The sequence below is a fragment of the Corynebacterium minutissimum genome, assembly GCF_016889765.1.
GTDB classification, from domain to species: Bacteria; Actinomycetota; Actinomycetes; order Mycobacteriales; family Mycobacteriaceae; genus Corynebacterium; species Corynebacterium minutissimum_B.
Window position 1 is genome coordinate 2,508,194 of record NZ_CP069533.1, and the last position, 18,231, is coordinate 2,526,424.

The window sequence follows — 18,231 nt, forward strand, 5'->3', positions numbered from 1 at the left end:
GCCCTTGATAGCGCGTGCGCGATATCAATAACACGGAAAGTTGCATGAGCCAGCCCGATCACGACGCCCTGGATGCCATCGATAGTGGGGACACCACCGGCTTCAACGGCGCGCGCTTGGCCGCAACCGTCCTCCTGCTGCGCGATAGCCCCGACGGCATCCAGGTGTGGATCCAAGAACGCGTCCACACCATGCGCAATTACCCCGGGCACGTGGTCTTTCCCGGCGGTGGAGTAGACCCCCGCGATTTCCCGCCCCGCTCCTGGGATTCCGGCGAGTTGTGGGCGGGACGCTCGGTAGTCTCTATGGCGCGGCGCATGGGCGTGACGAAGTACAAAGCCCATGCCCTTGTCTTCGCCGCCGCACGCGAGCTCTTCGAAGAATCCGGAACACTGCTGGCCATCCGGGACGACGGCATCGTCTCCGACGCCTCCCGCTATCACCGCGAACGCGAGCTGCTGGAGACTCACGCCATCTCGTTTACAGAGTTCCTCTCCCACAACGGAATGCGCGTCGATGCCGACATGCTCCTGCCGTGGTCGCGCTGGGCCGGGGAAGTCAAAAACCAGTGGTTCGACACCTTCTTCTTCATTGGCGTGTTGCCAGAAGGCCAAGAACCCGATGGCGATACTGGTGAGGCCGACGATGCCGGATGGTTCGACCCACAGCTCGTCCTCGACGGCTGGCGCGCCGGGCTCGTTCGCCTCGCCATCCCCACCTGGGCGCAGCTCAAGCGCCTAGCTTCCTACCGCAGCGTGCAGGAGGTCATGGATGACGCCTCTTTCTCCGACCTGCGCCCCATCATCGGTGACCCCGAAGACGATGAGCGCTACCGCGAATTCTTCACCACCTTTCCCGTCAACCGTATCTAGACCGGCTTTGAGAACAATCCTTAAGAACGCACCATGAGCTACACCCTGGACGAAGTTTCCTTCCTTAGTGAGAACGCATCCGTCATCGACGCCGCCGCAACAAACCTGGAGGGGACGAAGAAGGGGCATCTGAGGGACGTCGCCAAGCTCCAGGCCCAGTTTGGGGACTATGGGCGCGCCGTGGCCGAACTGCTGAAAGCCCGGCGTTCCGGCAAGCTGCCACAGGATTGGCTCATGGACCACGATTCCGCACAACAGGCCACGGCGCCGGCAGTCGCTGAGTACCGCGCGCAGTTCCTTAAAGCACGCGGCGTCGACCTCGTCCACGACCTCACCTGCTCCATCGGCACAGAGGGGCAGGCCTATGCGCCCGGCACATATGTGGGCAGCGACCTCGACGCCTCACGCGTGGCCATGGCGCAACACAACATTGAGCACCCAGTCTTTCGCGCCGATGCGCTCACCACCACAACCACCGCCCGGGTCTGCATCGCCGACCCCGCCCGCCGCCAAGGTGGAAAACGCATCACCCGCCTCGATGAGCTGCTGCCACCACCGCAGGACCTGCTCGATAGCCACGGTGAACTCGCTATCAAATGCGCGCCCGGCATCGACCACTCCGAATGGGAAGGTCTAGCCTGCGTGGCCAGCCTCGACGGCGGGGTCAAAGAGACCTGCCTATATACGCGGGGACTTGGAACAGGGAAGAGAGCGGTCATCCTCAACGCAACGCCCGAAGGACTGCACACAGACATCATCGAGGATGACCTCGACGAAGACGAGCTACCCGAGGCCGGGCCCATCGGGCGCTTCCTCATCGACCCCGACGGCGCCATCGTGCGCGCCGGGCTGGTGCGATACTACGCCGCGCGGGAAGGGCTGCACCAGCTGGACCCGCGCATTGCCTACCTGACCGGTGAGCGCCTGCCGGAGGGCACCTCGGGATTTGAATTCATCGAGATGGTGCCCATGAGGAAGCTCAAGGCGGCCATGGCCGCACACGATGTGGGCTCCCTGGAGATCTTGGTACGCGGGCAAGATGTGGACCCGGACCAGCTGCGCAAGAAGCTCAAGCTCAAGGGCTCGACGGCCAAGACGCTCGTGGTCACCCGCATTGGGGCCAAGGGAGTCGCGGTGCTGTGCGGACCGCGAGTAGTATCGACCGAAGGTAATTACGCACCCTAATAGTTTCAAAATTTACGGAAGGGGAAGTGCCCACATGCCAGTCATTGTGGCTCTGGTTAAGCACGTACCGGATACGTGGTCAACGAAGACCCTCGAGGCGGACCACACCTTGGACCGCACCTCGGTGGATAACGTCATCGATGAGGTTAACGAGTACTCCGTCGAACAGGCACTGCGCCTGCGTGACGACAACGCCGATGCCGGCTATGAGGTTGTAGCCCTCACCATGGGCCCGGCCGCTGCCGATGAAGCCCTGCGCAAGGCCCTGGCCATGGGCGCGGACCACGCCGTGCACGTGGTCGACGACGCCCTCGCTGGCGCCGATGCCCTGGCTACCGCCTGGGTTCTTAATGCCGCCATCAACCAAGTGGCGGAAAAGTTCGGCGAGGTCCAGGTCATCACCTTGGGCAACAACTCCTCCGACGCCTCCACTGGGCTTATCGCTGGCCTGCTAGCTGAGTACCGCCAGCTGCCCGCGCTCACGGAGCTCAAGGCCGCCTCCCTGGCCGGTGCTACCGCCACCGGCACTCGCGAGGATGCCCACGGCCACTGGGAGCTTGAGGCCAATCTTCCGGCCATCCTGTCCTTTACCGACAAGGCCGATAAGCCGCGTTTCCCCAACTTCAAGGGCCTGATGGCCGCCAAGAAGGCTGAGGTCACCACCCTCGCCGTGGCGGACCTCGGCATTGATGGCGTGCCGTCCACCACCACGGTCACCGCCTCTGCGCAGCGCCCGGCCCGTACCGCCGGTGAGGTCATCACCGACCCAGATCCGGCCGTGGCTGCCGCCAAGGTCGCAGACTTCTTGGCCGCCAAGAATCTCATCGAGGGTTAAAGGAGAAAAGATATGTCTCACGTTTATGTCCTAGTTGAGCACGAAGCAGACCAGCTCAGCCCCGTTACCGGCGAGCTCATCACCGCCGCCCGCGCGCTCGGCACCGTCTCCGCCGTCGTTGTGGCCAAGGATGCCACCACCGCCGCATCTTTCGACGCCGAGCTGGGCAACCTCGGCGCCGCCCAGGTGGTTCAGGCCACCGCCGCCGACTATGAGCAGCGCATCGTCACCCCGGAGGTCGACGCCCTCCACGCCTTGGCCGCCAATAACCCGGCACCCATCGTGCTGGCCTCCACCCCGACCAACAACGAGATCGCCGGCCGCCTGGCTGCGCGCCTAGGCTCAGGTGCTTTGGTCAACGTCGACGGCATCAATGCCGACGGCAGCGCACACCACACCATCTTCGGTGGTTCCTACGAGACTTCCTCTACGGCTACCGGCTCCGTGGTCTACACCCTGCGCCCAGGCTCCGTGGTTGCCGAGCCGCAGCCGGTCACCGCAGCGCCCGCTCCTTTCGAGCTGCCTGCCGCTACCGCGAAGGATGTCACCGTCACCTCCTTCACCCCGGCTGAGAAGACCGCTCGTCCGGAGCTGACCTCCGCCAAGGTCGTTGTGGCCGGTGGCCGCGGCGTGGGCGATAAGTTCGCCGACGTGGTGGAGCCGCTTGCCGACGCCCTCGGTGCCGCCGTCGGTGCCACCCGCGACGCCGTGGACGAGGGTTTCTACGACCCCGCTTTCCAGATTGGTCAGACCGGCGCGACCGTGTCCCCGAAGCTCTACATTGGCCTAGGCATTTCCGGTGCTATTCAGCACACCTCCGGCATGCAGACCTCGGAGACCATCGTCGTGGTCAACCAAGACCAGGACGAGCCTTTCTTCCAGATCGCTGACCTCGGCGTGGTGGGTGACCTCCACGAGATCGCCCCGGCTCTGGCCAAGGAGCTCGAGGCCCGCAAGGGGGCCGGCAACTAATGCCGCTCTACCTCGATTACGCAGCCACCCAGCCCATGCGCCAGTGCGCCATCGACGCATGGACGCAGGCAGCCAATTCTCTCAACCCGGGCGCGTCCTATGCCTCTGGGCGCAAGGCGCGCTCCGTGCTGGATGACGCCCGCGAGACCGTCGCCGAGCTGCTCGGCTGCGAACCCATCGAGGTCATCTTCACCTCCTCCGGCACGGAGGCGGACAACATCGCCATCCAGGGGCTCTTTCGCGCAGCACAGAATGCAGCACGCAGTGGGAGCACAGCAGATGAACCGTCGAAACGTATTGTTTCGACCCCCATCGAGCACCCCGCCGTGCTCGAAACCGTGGAGAAGCTCCAGGCTGAGCATGGCGCGACCGTTGAGCTGCTCCCAGTCGATTCCACCGGCCACGTCAGCGACTTAAGCGCCTTGGATACACCGGCCGCGGTGGCTACCTGCATGTGGGCTAATAATGAGACCGGCGCCATTCAGCCGGTCGCCGACATTACGGAGCGCGCCGCTGCACAGAACACCCCAGTGCACATCGATGCTGTGCAGGTCGCCGGCAAGCTGCTCATCAACTTCCACGAGCTGGGTGCTACCACGCTCGCGGCCAGCGCTCACAAGTTCGGCGGTCCCCGCGGCATCGGCCTGCTGCTCGCACGCCGTACCCCCGCCCCTCAACCCATCGCCTTCGGCGGCGGACAAGAGCGCGGCATCCGCCCCGGCACCGTGGACGTGGCCAGTGCCAGCGCGCTCGCTGCGGCCCTGCGCGAGTCTGTCGCAGAGATGGAGCAGGAGAATACCCGCCTGACTACACTCCGCGACAAGCTCAAGGCCGGCATCGAATCCAGCATCGACAACGTCATCATTAACTCTGCCGAGCCCACCTTGGCTTCTCACCTGCATGCGTCCTTCCCCGGCACGGACGGCGACAGCCTCATCATGCTTCTCGACGCCGCCGGCATCGAAGCCTCCGCCGGCTCCGCCTGTCACGCAGGCGTTAACCGCATGTCCCACGTGCTGGAAGCCATGGGCATTGACGAGGAACACGGCCGTGGCTCCCTGCGCTTTACCCTAGGCCGCCTCACCACCGAAGAGGACATCGACGTGGTCCTCAACGAACTACCGGAGATTATCCGCCGCGCGCGTTCGGTCTAAGGGAAGCACGGCTTTCTGGTAACTTCGCCGGACGACCCCTAACGCTGGGGCTTTGGTCCACAGCATCCTCTTCGCCGTCCGTCTTGTGTCCGGAAATTTGGTGTAGCTTCAGTAGCTTGTTTCGTGTGCTCTGGTACGTACGACCCAGAGCGCAAGTTTTATCCAGTCAGAAAGCCACACAATTAGCGGGAGAGTCCTCTGCCTTTCGCCTACTGTCATCATTGTTGAAACTCTAACTCTCGAAGAACCGCACCTTTCGGAGGGGCGTCGCCAAGCACTGCCCAATCACTTGCTGTAGTGAATGATGATGGGGACCAGCGCCACAGCTAAGAGTACGAGAGTGATGGTGCCGGTTTTCTTGCGCGCAGGATCATCGGATAGCAGTGCAGCCAAGGCTAGGAAGGCAAACAGCGGTGTTAGGACGAACATCGCCAAGAGCAGACCGATAAGGATGAAAAGGCCTAGGAAGCCGAAGAGGAATGACGCGTCGTCACCAACGAGATCCGCGATGAAGAGTGAACCGTATCCAATTGCCCAACCGCAAAGAACGACAATAGTGCCTTTGAGGGCAAGCGTCTCATTGAAGAATCGTGCCAAGCCACGTCGTCTTTCCGGTGATTGCTCTTCGGGGCGATTGGGCTCGGCGGTGTGCTGTTCCATGGCGCTGTCCTTTGTCGGCGTCAGTGTCTGATGTTGCCATTGCCAGAATGTGTGGTGGCGAGGTTGAGCCGCAGTGTAGCAGCGGGCGGTGCTGCACGGTGGGGTTCTGGGGAGTGGCGTCGGTGATGTGACAAAAGCGTTTAGTGTTTCGCGTGTTGTTTCAGTGATTGGTGTTAAAGCGGAGGTAGTGTGGCGCGCATGAGCCATGCACGTCGCCTTGTTACCGCTGCCGTTACTGCAGTAACGGCCCTTGCGCTGTCCGTATCCGCTGCCGTTGCCATTCCGTCATACGCGCCGTCCGGTGTGGATGTCTCCGGCAATAACCACATGTCCCTGCGCGGCATCGATTGGGATGCCGTGAAGTCCGATGGCCAGTCCTATGCCTTCGTTAAGGCCACGGAAGGTATCGGGTTTGTAAATTCCCACTTCGTGCGTGACGCCAACGCCGCAGCTGCTGCTGGGCTCAAGGTTGGCGCCTACCACTACGCACGCCCGGCAGGGGATGCCAAGCAGCAGGCGGCCAGCTTCGCCTCCCAAATCGCGTTGGTGCCGACGCAGACTCTGCCGCCGGTGCTTGACATCGAGGTTGATGAGGGCCTGAGCGCTAAGCAGTTGGAGGAGTGGATTGACACCTTCATGACGGAGGTTAAGTCCCTGACCGGTCGCACGCCGATGCTGTACACCTACAAGTACTTCTGGATGGGCCAGATGGGTAACACCACGCGTTTCTCCGAGTACCCGCTGTGGTTGGCGGCCTACCAGGACACCGCGCCGGACCCGGTCGGTGGCTGGGACAAGCTGGCCTTCTGGCAGCGCTCGGGTTCTGGGCGAGTGGCCGGCATTGAGACGGACGTTGACTTGAACCTCTTTAACGGTACTGAGGCTCAGCTGCATTCCTTCTCCGGTGGCAATTACATTGACTTTGGTGGCATCTTGGATGACCTGGTCATTCCGGGCGTGGACCTTGGTGATGACGCCGGCGTGTTGATTGCCGGAATCCTGGCGCTGGCAGCAGGTGCGGCGGCCGTTCCTGCCGTGGCTGATGCTGCGAAGGATGCGGGCTTGGACGTGGATCCGACCGGGCTTGTGAAGCAGGCAGAGAAGCTGCTCAACACTGGCGCTATTAGCACCGACGACCTCAAGGACCTGGCACACAACGACGCTACCGTCGGCGACCTAGCAATCTTCTTGGATAACGCGCAGCACCTGCAGGACTTTGATGCCAACAACGTCAGCGAGCAGGACGTCGAGTATGCCAGCCGTGCCGCCCGCAGTGTTGGTCACGCCGCGGGTGTGGACATCCCGGCATTTGATTCCAAGCAGGTGGCGGACCTGCTCAAGAGCCTCCGCTAAGTCTCTTTAGGGCTTGAGTGTCCTTAACTCTCCACGCCCTCCGGGGCGTCGTGACGTGGGCTCGCGCCGGTAAAGAAGCGGCGGGTCCAGGATTCGTCGCGGAAGTGTGCAGGCACCGCACCAGAGAGTAGCGGCTTGGCTAGGGCAGCGGCTTCGGGGGATCCGTCTGCGGGGAGCTCGGTGTCTGAGCCAATGAGGATGATGTTGCCGTAGCGTCGGCCTTTGAGCATGGGAGGGTCGGCGATGACGGCGACGTGTGCGAAGACTTCTGCCATTCCCGCGAGTTCTGCTTTCGCGCCTTGGAGATCGGAGTGGTCACCACAGTTGGCCACGTAGAGGCCACCGGGGCTTAGCGTGGCGTGGGCGTGCTGGAAAAATTCCACGGTGGTCAGCGGTTCTGGCGTCACGGCACCGGCGAAGACGTCACGGATGATGACATCGAAGCGGTTTGGCGGGAACCCTTCGGTGACTGCGCGTGCCTCGCCGGCGCGAATCTTCACGCGGGGAGAAGAGGGGATATCTGCCAGCTCGCGGATGAGCTCGGCCAGCTTGGCGTCGAGTTCGACCACCGTGTTGTGGGAATCCAGCCACAGGTCAGCGAAGTAGCGGGGGAGAGAACAGCCACCGCCGCCCAAATGGAGTAGGCGTTTGCCGGGCGCGAGATTCTCTACTGCGGCAGCGATCCAGCGCATGTACTCGAACTCCAGGGTGCGCGGCTCATCGGGGATGAGGTGTGAGGAAGGCACGCCATTGATATTGAGGATGAAGGCGCCGTCGCGGAAAGGATCCGGCTCGACAACGAGCTCGCCGGTGGAAATCTCGTAGGTGCCCGCGATGGAGTTGGTGGTGTTGCGCTTTCTGCCCATAGTGCCTCTTAGCTTAGGGAATAGGCTGCGTGGTCCGCGTGTTGGGGTATGAGGTACACCGCGACTAGCCTTGGTGGACGACAAAGCAACGAAAAGGGGAGAGCATGCGAGTACTGGTAGCCATGTCAGGCGGCGTCGATTCCTCCGTGGCGGCCGCACGCGCAGTGGAAGCGGGCCACGACGTCATTGGCGTGCACCTAGCGCTGCACAAGGATGCGCAGCAGACCCGTGAGAAGGCACGTGGGTGCTGCTCCCTAGAGGATTCCGCCGATGCCCGTCGTGTGTGCGACAAGCTCGGCATTCCCTTCTATGTGTGGGACTTCTCCGAGGAGTTCAAGGAAGCCGTCATCGGGGATTTCGTGGACTCCTACGCCCGCGGTGAGACCCCGAATCCGTGCTTGCGTTGTAATGAGAAGATTAAATTTGCTGCCCTTCTGCGCAAGGGCATGGCGCTGGGCTTTGATGCGGTGGCCACGGGCCACTATGCCACCATCGACTCCGATGGCTACATGCGCCGCTCCCTGGATGAGAACAAGGACCAGTCCTATGTGCTGGGCGTTATCACCAAGGAGGAGCTGGAACACTGCTTCTTCCCGATTGGCGATACCCCGAAGCCGCAGATTCGCGAGGAAGCGAAGCGCTACGGATTCTCTACTGCGTCCAAGCCTGATTCTTATGACATCTGCTTCATCCCGGACGGCAATACCCAGGCCTTCCTGGGCCGTTCCATCGGCCTGCGCCCGGGCATGATCGTGGATACTAAGGGCAACGAGCTCAAGGAGCACGATGGCGCGTGGAACTACACCATCGGTCAGCGCAAGGGCTTGGACATTAAGACGCCGACTGCCGATGGCTCCCCGCGCTACGTCACCGACATCGACGCGGCGACCGGCACCGTCACCGTGGGCTCGCGCGCCGACTTGGCCGTGACCCGCATTGCGGCTGACCGCCTGAAATACCTGCACCCGGCGATGGAGGGTGACTTCGACTGCGAGGTGCAGGTGCGCGCCCACGGCTCCGTCGTTCCCTGCCGCGCCCACGTGGACCGTGAGGCTGACCGCATGACGCTGGAGCTTAACGAGCCACTCTCCGGTGTAGCCCGCGGCCAGGCCGCGGTGCTCTACTTGCCGAGCCCGGATGAACTGGGAGATATCGTGCTCGGTTCCGGCACCATTTGCGGGACTGGGTAGTTTTAGCGAAGGACGCAGTCAGCAATGAGGCGGTCGAGGGCTCGAATATCGACCTTGGGGCCGACGTTGATTTTGATGTGGCCTGCACGAGTCCACAATTCGAGCTCGGCGTTGACATCTAGAAGCTTTCCAGCGTTTTCTGTCGACCACATATTAATCGCAGAATATGGGAGCGAATAGACTTCTACCTTTTTGCCTGTAAGTCCTTGAGAATCCCGGACGATCAGGCGATGAGTGGTGAAGACTGCTGCATCCCGGACCGTTTTGAAAGCACAGACTGGTTTCTCGTTCGCAGTCAGAAGAGCTGGTATATCTTCAGGTATCTCGCACGGGGAGTAAAAGGTCCATCCAGTAAATTGTTCCAAAGGCATGAAAAGTCCTTTCTGTGTGACGATTGCCTTCCTGAAGGTGGGATTATAGGGGAAACGTAGGAGGAGATGAGATGACTGGACTCGTACTGGGGCCTATGCCCGGTACCTCCATCGCGGAGGCCGCGGACATCATCATGGGGGAGACGGAGCTGCCCGCCATTCCGCAGCTGCCACAGCGCGGTCTGGGCTCTGATCCGGTAGGCCGCACGGCCAGCATGATGGAGGCTATTTCCATTGACCGCGGCCCGCGTGCGTGGCGCATGACGGCGCGCCCGCAGCTACTCACGCGCCGCACGTGGGACCGCTTGGAGCGCGACCTCGACGAGGTCCAGGAGGTCTGGGGTGAGACTGTTCCCCAGGTTAAGGTGCAGGCACTTGGCCCCTGGTCGCTCGCGGCGAGCATTGAGCTTTCCGACGGCCACCGCGTCCTCACCGACCGCGGCGCCTTCAACGAGCTGGCCGAGTCTTTGCTTCATGGTGTCCACGCCCACGCCGCGGATGTCGCGCGCCGCTTCCACGGGGAGGTCGTCGTCCAACTCGACGAGCCTCTGCTTGGCGACGTTGTGGCCGGGCGCATCCCTGGCACCACCGACTTCGACACCATTCCCGCCGTCCCCGATGATGTCGCGCTCGACCTCCTGCAGTCCTTCGACGCGGATTACCTGCACGCCCCGCCGCTGTGGTCGATAGCGCCAGCCGCGACAACTTTCCTCACGGATTTCCGTGGTCTAGAGACCCCACGTAACCTTGATGGTTTGGGAGAGCACTTAAGCGCTGGCCACCGCATCGGTCTAGGCATGGAGGGTTCCGATGCCCGCGCGGAGGCCATCGCGCTGGCCCGGCACCTCGACCGCATTGGCATGCCGCGCGAGCTGCTCGTCGATTATTTCGACGTCTATCCCGTCAAGGCCTCCGCCAGCTCCCTGCGCTCGGCTACTGAAACCGCGGATATCCTTACCCGCGATGCCGGTGATCTCTAATTGACCTTTAGTACACCTTTTAATCGACTCTGCCCAGGCTGTCCGTCGCAGTGAAGTAGGCCTCCATATACGGAATGACGAACTGAAGCTGGCCGTGGGCGGTAGGTTCGATGAGGTCGGCGTCGATAAGCCTTTGGCGCGTAGCCGAGAGTGAGCGCACCGTCCGATCTTGGTGCGCTGCAATGTTTTTAATCTCTGCCGTGCCGTCCTCCATAACCGCGCTCATTGCTTCAAGGAAGAGACGCTGTGCCGGCGGGAGCGCCAGGGTAGCGGGCTGGTGGACCTGGGCGCCTAGAACCGAGATCGCCTCGGCTGATACTGCAGCGACGTCGCGTTCCTCGATGCTGCTTCCACCTCCACGCTGCGCCCTGCCCCAGGCCAACGAACCGACGAGCTGCACGAGGTAGGGGTAGCCTCGGGAAAGGCGCACGGCGGCGGTCACTGCATCATCAGTGAATTCGAGTCCAGAGTGCGCGGCAGTTTCTGTGAACGCCACGGTGGCGTTAGCAGGAGAGAGCGGACCCAAAACAAACTTCTGGGCGCGGCGTAGGAAGGTCACGCCAGGCAAGTCCAGCAGGCGGTTAACGCCCTGCGGCAAACCAGCGGCCACGATGGCAACGTCGAGCTCATCGCGCACGAGGTCCTGGTAGGTCACGGCCAGGGAAGTGAGGTGGTCTGCGTCCGCGTCCTGTACCTCGTCGATGGTGAGCAGTACGCCTGTGCCTTTGAGTAGCGCTAAAAGCTCGCGCAGGCGAGTGTTGAGCGTGGGTTTAAAGGCCTCTTCCGTGTTGTGCTGAATGCCGATGGTTGCCAGACCGCCAACACCGACGCGGTTGACCTTGTGCTTGTCTGCCGGGGCTAGCTTGTCCATGATGCGCGGGATGGTGGTATCGACCAGTTCTTCCACCATGGAGCTTCGGCCAGATGCCCGCAACGTAATCCACCCGCGGCTCGAGGCGATATCTTCGAGTTCGTTCAGGAGGACCGTCTTGCCAATACCGCGGGCGCCGCTAATGATAAGCGAGCGGCCTGGGCTGCCTGGTTGGGAGTCAAGCGCAGCCCGGAAGGTGTCGAGCACTGCTGTGCGGCCGACCCAAAAGAGTGGTGGAACGCCGAACGTGGGGCGAAAAGGATTCTCGTGCGGGGACATGGTCACCATCGTAGCGCAATGGGAGATTTGGGAGACTTTTCAAAGTGTGGAGATTTGGGAGACTTTTGTCTCCCAAGTGGATTTAGGCGTCCCGCACCGCCCGAATAGCACCGACGACGTCGAAATCACCGTCAATAGCAATAGGCTCTCGATGGGTGAGCTCAGTGATCTTTTCCTGAACACTTCGACGCTGTGAGAAATCAGGGCGTGAAGCTGTGGTTGTCAGGAGATCGCGTAGGTAGTCTTCCAAGGAAGCTCCGGCAGCGTCAGCGCGCTTCTGAAGGGTGGCAATTACGGTGGGGGTGACGTCATGGATGTGAACGGTGTGGCGAGCGGGAGTTGTCAAAGCGTCAGTGTACGGGGGCTTAGCTTCTCGGCGTGGGCTTCGCGCCTGCCGCCCGCCAAGCCACCGCGCCAGCGTACACAGCGCATGCGGCGACGATGCCATACCACCAGGCGAAGTGGAGGCCTGAATTCCAGGGTAGGGTATATCCGATAAAGACTAGGACGAGGGCCGTAATTGCTACGGAAATGGCGCGATAGACCGTCTTTCCTGAGGTGGTGAATGCCTTCCAGGCGGACCACAAAAGAGCGGCAATGATAACAATCATGCTGATGGTGAGGGACACGGTTTCTCCTTAAGATGCGAGCTCGTTGAATAGTGCTTGGGCTAGGTCTTCGGTGCCGGCGGGTGAATCGTTGTTGGCGAAAGTAGCGCGTTTGGTGTCCGGATCGATGATGAGCATTGTGGAATAGCCAGAGGTGCCGCCGTCGTGCCAGAAACCTGGGCCGTCTTCGTTAGGAACCCAGCCGTATTCTGTATCGCCGTTATCCATAAACCACTCGGCGAACTTGGCCATGTCACTTGCCGTGGAGCGGATAGCGCCCGCGGGTGCGGAGCCGTCCTCCTCCCAAGGCTCGGCGTGGCGGCCGGTGTTGGTAAGTCCCTGTGGGGCGTCGTCGGGCACGGAGCCCGGCGTCATGAGGTAGGTTTCGGTCATTTCTGCAGGCTCGAAGATGCGTTCTTTGAGCATCTGCTCATAAGGCTGCCCGGCAACGGTCTCCACTACGTGGCCCAGGAGTCCATAGCCAAGATTGGAATAGGATTCTTCGCCGCGGTTCTTCAGCTCGGCGTTCGTGGCGGCAGCCATGATGTCCTCTACGGTCTCGCCTTCATAGGGGTTCGAACCGGTGACACCCGAGGCGAGACTGCTGAGGAGGTCCGTGCTCGCCAGTCGCGGTAGACCCGAGGTGTGGTCGAGCAGTTCCCTCACGGTGACGTCAGCGACGGGCGCATCGCCGACGTCGAGGACTTCGCCCACAGTGGTATCAGGGTTCAACTTTCCTTCGTCGACGAGCTGGCGGGCCAGTTCGCCGGTGAACATCTTGGTCACGGAGCCGATTTCGACCTCTGTGTGCTCGTCGCTGCCCAGTCCCGCGAAGGTGGCCTTGCCGTCCTGGAGGGTAAACGCGGTGAGGTTGTGGAAACCAGACTCGGAGTGCTTTTCCAGCTGGGTTGCTAGGGCTTCGTCGCCAGTTTTGTCTTGTGCCAGAGCAATTCTTTGTGGTCCTACAACGAGGAGGACGGCGGCAACAGCAATGAAGGTGATGATAGCTAGGGCAATCTTGGATGCGACACGGTTGTTCATTAGTGGTCCTCACTCGCAGTGATGATGGTGAGAAGGGGGATAACTCGGGCGGGGCGGATGGCATATTCGCCGCCGGACTTGGTGGTCCAACCGGCGTGGGTGAGTGCGCTTAAGTGGTGATAGGCGGTGCCGGTGGAGGAGACGATGTTTTCTTCGACAAGCTCAGCGGCAGTTGCGGGTGCGGCGAGCAGGCGGCGAAGGATCTCACCGCGGATGGGGTGTGCAAGGGCGGAAAGGCGTTCGAGGTTGTCTGTCCACTCTTCGTCGCTGACGAAGTGAGTGGGGCGTTGCCATTGGTAGGCATAAGTGCGCTTGCCGACGTTGATGTTTCCTCCGAAGATGACGGAGCCATCGGGAAGCTGATCGTTGGGCGCGAGGGCGTCAACGAGCCAGTAGGCCGAATTTTCTGTGGTTGGTTGGGTGGCGGCCGGTGAAACGGGGTCGGTGTTTTCGGCGCTGGCGCGTCCCTCAAGCGCGGCGACGCGCGCTTCAAGTTCGGCAAGGCGTGCTTCGACTGTTGTTTCCATGTTTTCTAGAATGCCAGAACTCTAGAAAACTGGCAAGGGTTAATGGGAAAAGGGGCCCTGGAGTTAAGAGATCATCGGCCACGCGGTGGAGACATCCGAGGCATCGCGCCCGCGGCCCTCCAGGTACTTCTTGAAGGATTCGCGGTCCTTGTACCACTCCACGGCCTGATACTCCATGAGCTCGTTGGTATCCATCTGGGCTAGCTCGGGGAAGTGTTGACGCACCTGCTTCCAAGCCACGCGGGCGGCCGCGAGGGCGTCGGCAGTCGCCTCATGCGCGTTGCTCAACTCCACGCCGTAGTGTGCGGACACCTCTCCCAAGGTGCGCTTGCCTTTGCGCCACTTGTCTTTGACGCGGTCGATGACGAAAGGATCGAACACCGGACCGTTCACCGTGAAGTCCCCGGTCAACGCGCGTAGCACGGATAGGTCGTAGGCGGCGTTGTAGACAATGAGGGTCAGACCATCGTCCCAGGCCTGATAGATGGCGTTGACCGTCTCCTTGAGTACGTCCTCATGCGGTCGGCCCTCGGCACGAGCCTTCTCCGTGGTGATGCCGTGAACCTTAGCGGCTTCCTCCGGGATCTCCACGCCTGGGTCAGCGAGCATCTCCTGACTATTCACGTCGCGCCCATCGATGCGCACCAGGGCAGAGGTGACGATGCGGGCTTCTTTAGGGTTCACGGAGGTGGTCTCGAGGTCGAAGGAGAGCATGCGGGTGGCGTCGAAGTTCATGGACAACACTCTAGCGCCCGGCTCGGACACACACCGTGGAAGTGTTGCAGAATGACGAACGGACTCCTGTGAAATGACGGACGAACTACTGCAGAATGACGGACGAAGTCTTGCAGAATGACCAACCGCAGGTCACAGGCATGTCCGCGGGCCCCGCTACACTGGTTAACCGTGAGTGATGCAGTAGATATCCAACGCGAATGGTCCGAGCTTGCCCAGGAAGTGCGCAAGCACCGCGAGCTGTACTACAACGGTGAGCCGTCGATTCCGGATGCAGACTTTGACGCGCTTTTCCAGCGATTGCTGAAACTGGAGGCTGAGCATCCAGAGCTGCAGACTCCGGATTCCCCAACCCAGCAGGTGGGAGCCGCGCCGGAAGGTGCTGTCGACATCGAGCACCTTGAGCGCCTGTACAGCTTGGACAACGTTTTTAGCGCCGAGGAATTGCAGGACTGGTTGGACCGCACTCCCGCCGAGGCCTATCTCACCGAGTTGAAGATTGACGGCTTGTCCATCGATGTGGTCTACCGTGACGGCAAGCTCGCCACGGCCGCCACTCGAGGTGATGGTCGCGTCGGCGAGGACATCACTGCCAATGCGCGCGTCATTCCTGATATCCCGCAGGAGCTGACCGGAACGGAAGAATACCCGGTGCCGCCATTGGTGGAGGTCCGCGGCGAGGTGTACATGCGCCCAGATGAGTTTGAGGAGATCAACTCTGCGCGTCGTGAAGCCGGCAAACCTACGTTTGCCAACCCGCGTAATGCAGCCGCGGGTGGACTGCGCATGAAAGACCCGGAGGACGTCAAGAAGCGCCGCCTCCACATGGTCTGCCACGGCATTGGCGCGCGTGAGGGGTTCCAGCCCACCTCGCAGCATGACGCCTACCGTGCTCTCGAAGCTTGGGGATTCCCAGTCTCGCCGTACACAAAGCGCGTAAACACGGCTAAGGAAGTCCAGGAGCAGGTCGCTCACTGGGCGGAGCACCGGCACGATGCCTACTTCGAAATGGATGGCCTCGTGGTCAAGGTCGATGACCTGGCCAGCCAGCGTGCGCTGGGAGCAACCTCACGCGCGCCGCGGTGGGCTATCGCCTACAAGTACCCGCCGGAAGAGGTTACAACGAAGCTCCTCAACATTGAGGTGGGAGTCGGCCGCACGGGCCGCGTGACGCCTTTTGCGATTATGGAGCCGGTGTTTGTCTCAGGCTCGACAGTTTCCATGGCTACCTTGCACAACCAGTTCGAAGTCAAGAACAAGAATGTGCTCATTGGGGACACCATCATCATTCGCAAGGCCGGAGAGATTATCCCGGAGGTCCTTGGTCCGGTGCTGGACAAGCGCGACGGTAGTGAGACCGAGTGGCTTTTCCCAGAAAACTGTCCTGCCTGTGGCACGAAGCTCGCTCCGCAGAAGGAAGGCGACCAGGACTGGCGCTGCCCGAATACACGCAGCTGTCCCGCGCAGCTCGCAGCGCGCCTTGAGTACTTGGCTTCTCGCAAGGCGCTCGACATTGGTGAGCTAGGGGAAAAGGCCGCGGCAGATCTCATTGCTTCCGGCGTGCTCAAGGACGAGGCGGATCTTTTTGACCTCGATGAGGAAGCGCTGCTCAAGTCTTCTATGTACAAGACGAAGAGCGGCAAGCTTAATGCTTCCGGCAAGAAGCTGTTGGAGAACCTCAAGACTGCGCGTGAGACTGACTTTTGGCGCGTGCTCGTGGCGTTGTCCATCCGCCATGTGGGCCCCATCGCTGCCCGCGCGCTCGCTACGCGTTTCGGATCGATGGGGGCGCTGCGTGAAGCCTCGGTGGAGCAGCTCGCCGATACCGATGGGGTGGGCAGCATCATTGCTGAATCCTTTAAAGTTTGGTTCGAGGTGGACTGGCACGACAACATCGTCCAGAAGTGGACCGCAGCAGGCGTGACGATGGCGGATGAAGTCAGTGACAAACCCGAACAAACCCTGGAGGGCCTCACCGTCGTGGTCACCGGGACTCTAGAAAACTTCACCCGTGATTCTGCCAAGGAAGCCATCATTACCCGTGGCGGCAAGGCCTCTGGGTCAGTGTCAAAGAAAACCAACTACGTCGTCGTGGGCGAGAATGCTGGCTCCAAAGAACAAAAGGCTCGTGACCTTGGTTTGACCATCCTCGATGAGGCCGGCTTCGAGCGCCTGTTGGAGACCGGAGAGGCATGAAGCTAGCTGCCTGTGACCTTGACGGCACCATCTACTTCGACGGGCACATGCCGGAAGATGTTCCCGCAGCCATTGCAGAATGGCGAGCTGCGGGCAACCTGGCCGTAGTGGCCACAGGCAAATCTCCCTATGCGATGCGGCGGGCGCTGGAGCCTTTCGACATCGATTTCGACTACTACCTCTTGTGCAACGGCACGGTCATCCTCGACGGTGAGCAGCGCCTTCTCTATGAGAACCATGTCCCGCCGGAGGCTGTGCGTGCCGTCTACGAGTATGTGCGTGACATTCCTGACTTAGACCTTTACTGCACGCGTCTCGACGGTCCCGACGGACACCTTGTGCGAAACGTCAATGGAGTACACAACCCCATCATCACGGACCCGGTTCCGGTTCCATCTATTGCGATTGAGCAGGAAGTCTTTCCCCTGGTGGCGGCGTGGACGCCGGGGAACACAGACCTACAACATGACATTGCGTCGTGGGTAGCGGCACATTTCGACGTTGGTACGGCGCTAAACCGCAACTTCTTCGACATCACTCCGCTTGGGCATGACAAGGGCTTTGCCTTGACATGGTTGATGGATTACCTCGCGCTTGACCGAGCGGATACAGAGGTCATCACATTGGGCGATGGTCACAATGACCTGCCCATGCATGCGCTTGCCGACGTCCCCCTCACCTTCCCCTGGGCACATTCCACCGTCCGCGAGGCCTGTCATGTAATCGTAGACTCCGCCGTGGAGGGCCTACTAAGGTATTCATCATGAAGATCGCGGCTCTGGATATGGACGGCACTGTCTACGTCGATGAGAACATCACGGAGGCGGTCAAGGAAGCGATTGCCGCGTGGCGCTCGGCCGGCAATCTCGCTGTTTCCGCCACCGGTAAGTCCATTGCTAACGCCCGCGGTACGCTCGAGCCCTTTGGTGTGGAGCTGGACTACCACGTGCTGTACAACGGCACGGTTCTCACCGAGGGGGATTACACGGTCCTTCAGGAAGAGCACTTGGCTGCCGATACTGTCACGGCCATTGCTGAACGCTTCACAGGCAAGGCGCTCAATATCTATACCACCGGCCTGACCGGGGCCGACCAGCTTGTGTGGGACGGCCTCTCCGGCCAGGAGTCATCGATGGTGGCAGGGGCGCAGGTGGCGGACCTGGAGGTCGCCGCCAAGCGCGACACCACACTGATGTCCTTGTGGATTCCTGGTGATGCCGCGCTGCGACAGGAGGTGGACGAGTGGGTTCGTGCGAATTGTGACGTCGAGTCATCTTTCAACTGCGATTTCTACGACATCATGCCGCCAGGGCACAACAAGGGAGAAGGCTTGACGCGGCTTCTGAGCAGCCTCGGCCATGAGGATACCGAGCTCTACACCTTCGGCGATAGCTTCAACGATCTCTCCATGCATGCCATAGCCACGGAGTCCTTTAGCTTCCCGCACGGAGAAATTGGCGGCCACGTCGACCACATTGTGCCGGACGTCGCCGCGGGGTTGAATGGCCTCCTGGCACGCTCCTAGCTCAGGTGCTC

General features: G+C 61.3%; 20 protein-coding genes. 11 read left to right on the forward strand and 9 right to left on the reverse strand.

Annotated features, from left to right (window positions below; all coding sequences use genetic code 11):
• Window positions 1-44: 44 nt before the first annotated feature.
• From I6J26_RS11755 to I6J26_RS11775, 5 genes are read left to right on the forward strand one after another with little or no spacing between them, the layout of a single operon-like run.
• On the forward strand, window positions 45-872 hold the full coding sequence (locus I6J26_RS11755) for an NUDIX hydrolase (RefSeq protein ID WP_115021746.1): 828 nt from the start codon (window positions 45-47) through the stop codon (window positions 870-872).
• 33 nt (window positions 873-905) lie between these two features.
• Window positions 906-2,057 (forward strand): THUMP-like domain-containing protein, encoded by a 1,152-nt coding sequence (locus I6J26_RS11760; RefSeq protein WP_115021747.1) that lies wholly within the window; start codon window positions 906-908, stop codon window positions 2,055-2,057.
• Window positions 2,058-2,091: 34 nt separating this feature from the next.
• Window positions 2,092-2,892 carry an electron transfer flavoprotein subunit beta/FixA family protein gene (locus I6J26_RS11765; RefSeq protein WP_115021748.1) on the forward strand — a complete coding sequence of 267 codons (801 nt, stop codon included), beginning with the start codon at window positions 2,092-2,094 and terminating at the stop codon, window positions 2,890-2,892.
• 12 nt (window positions 2,893-2,904) lie between these two features.
• The gene (locus tag I6J26_RS11770) at window positions 2,905-3,864 is read left to right on the forward strand and encodes an electron transfer flavoprotein subunit alpha/FixB family protein (RefSeq protein ID WP_115021749.1); all 960 of its coding nucleotides are present in this window, start codon (window positions 2,905-2,907) and stop codon (window positions 3,862-3,864) included.
• Window positions 3,864-5,018 carry a cysteine desulfurase family protein gene (locus I6J26_RS11775; RefSeq protein ID WP_115021750.1) on the forward strand — a complete coding sequence of 385 codons (1,155 nt, stop codon included), beginning with the start codon at window positions 3,864-3,866 and terminating at the stop codon, window positions 5,016-5,018. The genes I6J26_RS11770 and I6J26_RS11775 overlap by 1 nt, the downstream gene beginning before the upstream one ends.
• A gap of 285 nt (window positions 5,019-5,303) precedes the next feature.
• Here the strand turns inward: I6J26_RS11775 and I6J26_RS11780 are convergent, their stop codons facing one another.
• Window positions 5,304-5,678, reverse strand: a complete 375-nt coding sequence (locus I6J26_RS11780) for a hypothetical protein (RefSeq protein ID WP_115021751.1) — start codon at window positions 5,676-5,678, stop codon at window positions 5,304-5,306.
• A gap of 198 nt (window positions 5,679-5,876) precedes the next feature.
• Between I6J26_RS11780 and I6J26_RS11785 the strand changes: the two genes are divergently transcribed.
• A complete protein-coding gene (locus I6J26_RS11785; protein ID WP_115021752.1) occupies window positions 5,877-7,031 on the forward strand; it encodes a glycoside hydrolase family 25 protein in 1,155 nt (384 codons plus the stop codon).
• A gap of 23 nt (window positions 7,032-7,054) precedes the next feature.
• Here the strand turns inward: I6J26_RS11785 and I6J26_RS11790 are convergent, their stop codons facing one another.
• Window positions 7,055-7,897, reverse strand: a complete 843-nt coding sequence (locus I6J26_RS11790) for a spermidine synthase (protein ID WP_115021753.1) — start codon at window positions 7,895-7,897, stop codon at window positions 7,055-7,057.
• A gap of 104 nt (window positions 7,898-8,001) precedes the next feature.
• Between I6J26_RS11790 and mnmA the strand changes: the two genes are divergently transcribed.
• Window positions 8,002-9,087: a tRNA 2-thiouridine(34) synthase MnmA gene (gene mnmA / locus I6J26_RS11795; protein WP_115021754.1), complete on the forward strand. Its 1,086-nt coding sequence runs from the start codon at window positions 8,002-8,004 to the stop codon at window positions 9,085-9,087.
• 2 nt (window positions 9,088-9,089) lie between these two features.
• Here the strand turns inward: mnmA and I6J26_RS11800 are convergent, their stop codons facing one another.
• Window positions 9,090-9,458, reverse strand: a complete 369-nt coding sequence (locus tag I6J26_RS11800) for a PH domain-containing protein (RefSeq protein WP_115021755.1) — start codon at window positions 9,456-9,458, stop codon at window positions 9,090-9,092.
• Window positions 9,459-9,529: 71 nt separating this feature from the next.
• Between I6J26_RS11800 and I6J26_RS11805 the strand changes: the two genes are divergently transcribed.
• Window positions 9,530-10,438 (forward strand): methionine synthase, encoded by a 909-nt coding sequence (locus I6J26_RS11805; RefSeq protein ID WP_115021756.1) that lies wholly within the window; start codon window positions 9,530-9,532, stop codon window positions 10,436-10,438.
• 19 nt (window positions 10,439-10,457) lie between these two features.
• Here I6J26_RS11805 and I6J26_RS11810 read toward each other — a convergent pair whose 3' ends face one another.
• The 6 genes from I6J26_RS11810 to I6J26_RS11835 form a co-directional block, all read right to left on the reverse strand.
• On the reverse strand, window positions 10,458-11,597 hold the full coding sequence (locus tag I6J26_RS11810; RefSeq protein ID WP_115021757.1) for an ATP-binding protein: 1,140 nt from the start codon (window positions 11,595-11,597) through the stop codon (window positions 10,458-10,460).
• Window positions 11,598-11,670: 73 nt separating this feature from the next.
• The gene (locus I6J26_RS11815; protein WP_147279327.1) at window positions 11,671-11,934 is read right to left on the reverse strand and encodes a hypothetical protein; all 264 of its coding nucleotides are present in this window, start codon (window positions 11,932-11,934) and stop codon (window positions 11,671-11,673) included.
• Between the two features lie 19 nt (window positions 11,935-11,953).
• Window positions 11,954-12,217: a hypothetical protein gene (locus I6J26_RS11820; RefSeq protein WP_115021759.1), complete on the reverse strand. Its 264-nt coding sequence runs from the start codon at window positions 12,215-12,217 to the stop codon at window positions 11,954-11,956.
• A gap of 9 nt (window positions 12,218-12,226) precedes the next feature.
• The gene (locus I6J26_RS11825) at window positions 12,227-13,237 is read right to left on the reverse strand and encodes a serine hydrolase domain-containing protein (RefSeq protein WP_115021760.1); all 1,011 of its coding nucleotides are present in this window, start codon (window positions 13,235-13,237) and stop codon (window positions 12,227-12,229) included.
• A complete protein-coding gene (locus I6J26_RS11830) occupies window positions 13,237-13,764 on the reverse strand; it encodes an ArsR/SmtB family transcription factor (RefSeq protein ID WP_115021761.1) in 528 nt (175 codons plus the stop codon). The genes I6J26_RS11825 and I6J26_RS11830 overlap by 1 nt, the downstream gene beginning before the upstream one ends.
• 63 nt (window positions 13,765-13,827) lie before the next feature.
• Window positions 13,828-14,499 carry a 3'-5' exonuclease gene (locus I6J26_RS11835; RefSeq protein ID WP_115021762.1) on the reverse strand — a complete coding sequence of 224 codons (672 nt, stop codon included), beginning with the start codon at window positions 14,497-14,499 and terminating at the stop codon, window positions 13,828-13,830.
• A 171-nt stretch (window positions 14,500-14,670) separates the two neighbouring features.
• On the opposite strand from I6J26_RS11835, the gene ligA reads away from it, so the two are divergent.
• Genes ligA through I6J26_RS11850 form a run of 3 tightly spaced genes read left to right on the forward strand, consistent with a single transcriptional unit; the run spans window position 14,671 to window position 18,220 of the window.
• The gene (ligA, locus tag I6J26_RS11840; RefSeq protein ID WP_115021763.1) at window positions 14,671-16,695 is read left to right on the forward strand and encodes an NAD-dependent DNA ligase LigA; all 2,025 of its coding nucleotides are present in this window, start codon (window positions 14,671-14,673) and stop codon (window positions 16,693-16,695) included.
• Window positions 16,692-17,462: an HAD family hydrolase gene (locus I6J26_RS11845; RefSeq protein ID WP_115021764.1), complete on the forward strand. Its 771-nt coding sequence runs from the start codon at window positions 16,692-16,694 to the stop codon at window positions 17,460-17,462. Before ligA ends, I6J26_RS11845 begins: the two co-directional genes overlap by 4 nt.
• Complete coding sequence (locus tag I6J26_RS11850) at window positions 17,459-18,220, forward strand: HAD family hydrolase (RefSeq protein ID WP_115021765.1); 762 nt, start codon at window positions 17,459-17,461, stop codon at window positions 18,218-18,220. The genes I6J26_RS11845 and I6J26_RS11850 overlap by 4 nt, the downstream gene beginning before the upstream one ends.
• Window positions 18,221-18,231 lie beyond the last annotated feature (11 nt).

Coding starts and splice junctions, on each gene's coding strand:
- I6J26_RS11755 (WP_115021746.1), top strand. CDS start 45: ATGAGCCAGCCCGATCACGACGCCCTGGATGCCATCGATAGTGGGGAC.
- I6J26_RS11760 (WP_115021747.1), top strand. CDS start 906: ATGAGCTACACCCTGGACGAAGTTTCCTTCCTTAGTGAGAACGCATCC.
- I6J26_RS11765 (WP_115021748.1), top strand. CDS start 2,092: ATGCCAGTCATTGTGGCTCTGGTTAAGCACGTACCGGATACGTGGTCA.
- I6J26_RS11770 (WP_115021749.1), top strand. CDS start 2,905: ATGTCTCACGTTTATGTCCTAGTTGAGCACGAAGCAGACCAGCTCAGC.
- I6J26_RS11775 (WP_115021750.1), top strand. CDS start 3,864: ATGCCGCTCTACCTCGATTACGCAGCCACCCAGCCCATGCGCCAGTGC.
- I6J26_RS11780 (WP_115021751.1), bottom strand. CDS start 5,678: ATGGAACAGCACACCGCCGAGCCCAATCGCCCCGAAGAGCAATCACCG.
- I6J26_RS11785 (WP_115021752.1), top strand. CDS start 5,877: ATGAGCCATGCACGTCGCCTTGTTACCGCTGCCGTTACTGCAGTAACG.
- I6J26_RS11790 (WP_115021753.1), bottom strand. CDS start 7,897: ATGGGCAGAAAGCGCAACACCACCAACTCCATCGCGGGCACCTACGAG.
- mnmA (WP_115021754.1), top strand. CDS start 8,002: ATGCGAGTACTGGTAGCCATGTCAGGCGGCGTCGATTCCTCCGTGGCG.
- I6J26_RS11800 (WP_115021755.1), bottom strand. CDS start 9,458: ATGCCTTTGGAACAATTTACTGGATGGACCTTTTACTCCCCGTGCGAG.
- I6J26_RS11805 (WP_115021756.1), top strand. CDS start 9,530: ATGACTGGACTCGTACTGGGGCCTATGCCCGGTACCTCCATCGCGGAG.
- I6J26_RS11810 (WP_115021757.1), bottom strand. CDS start 11,597: ATGGTGACCATGTCCCCGCACGAGAATCCTTTTCGCCCCACGTTCGGC.
- I6J26_RS11825 (WP_115021760.1), bottom strand. CDS start 13,237: ATGAACAACCGTGTCGCATCCAAGATTGCCCTAGCTATCATCACCTTC.
- I6J26_RS11830 (WP_115021761.1), bottom strand. CDS start 13,764: ATGGAAACAACAGTCGAAGCACGCCTTGCCGAACTTGAAGCGCGCGTC.
- I6J26_RS11835 (WP_115021762.1), bottom strand. CDS start 14,499: ATGAACTTCGACGCCACCCGCATGCTCTCCTTCGACCTCGAGACCACC.
- I6J26_RS11845 (WP_115021764.1), top strand. CDS start 16,692: ATGAAGCTAGCTGCCTGTGACCTTGACGGCACCATCTACTTCGACGGG.
- I6J26_RS11850 (WP_115021765.1), top strand. CDS start 17,459: ATGAAGATCGCGGCTCTGGATATGGACGGCACTGTCTACGTCGATGAG.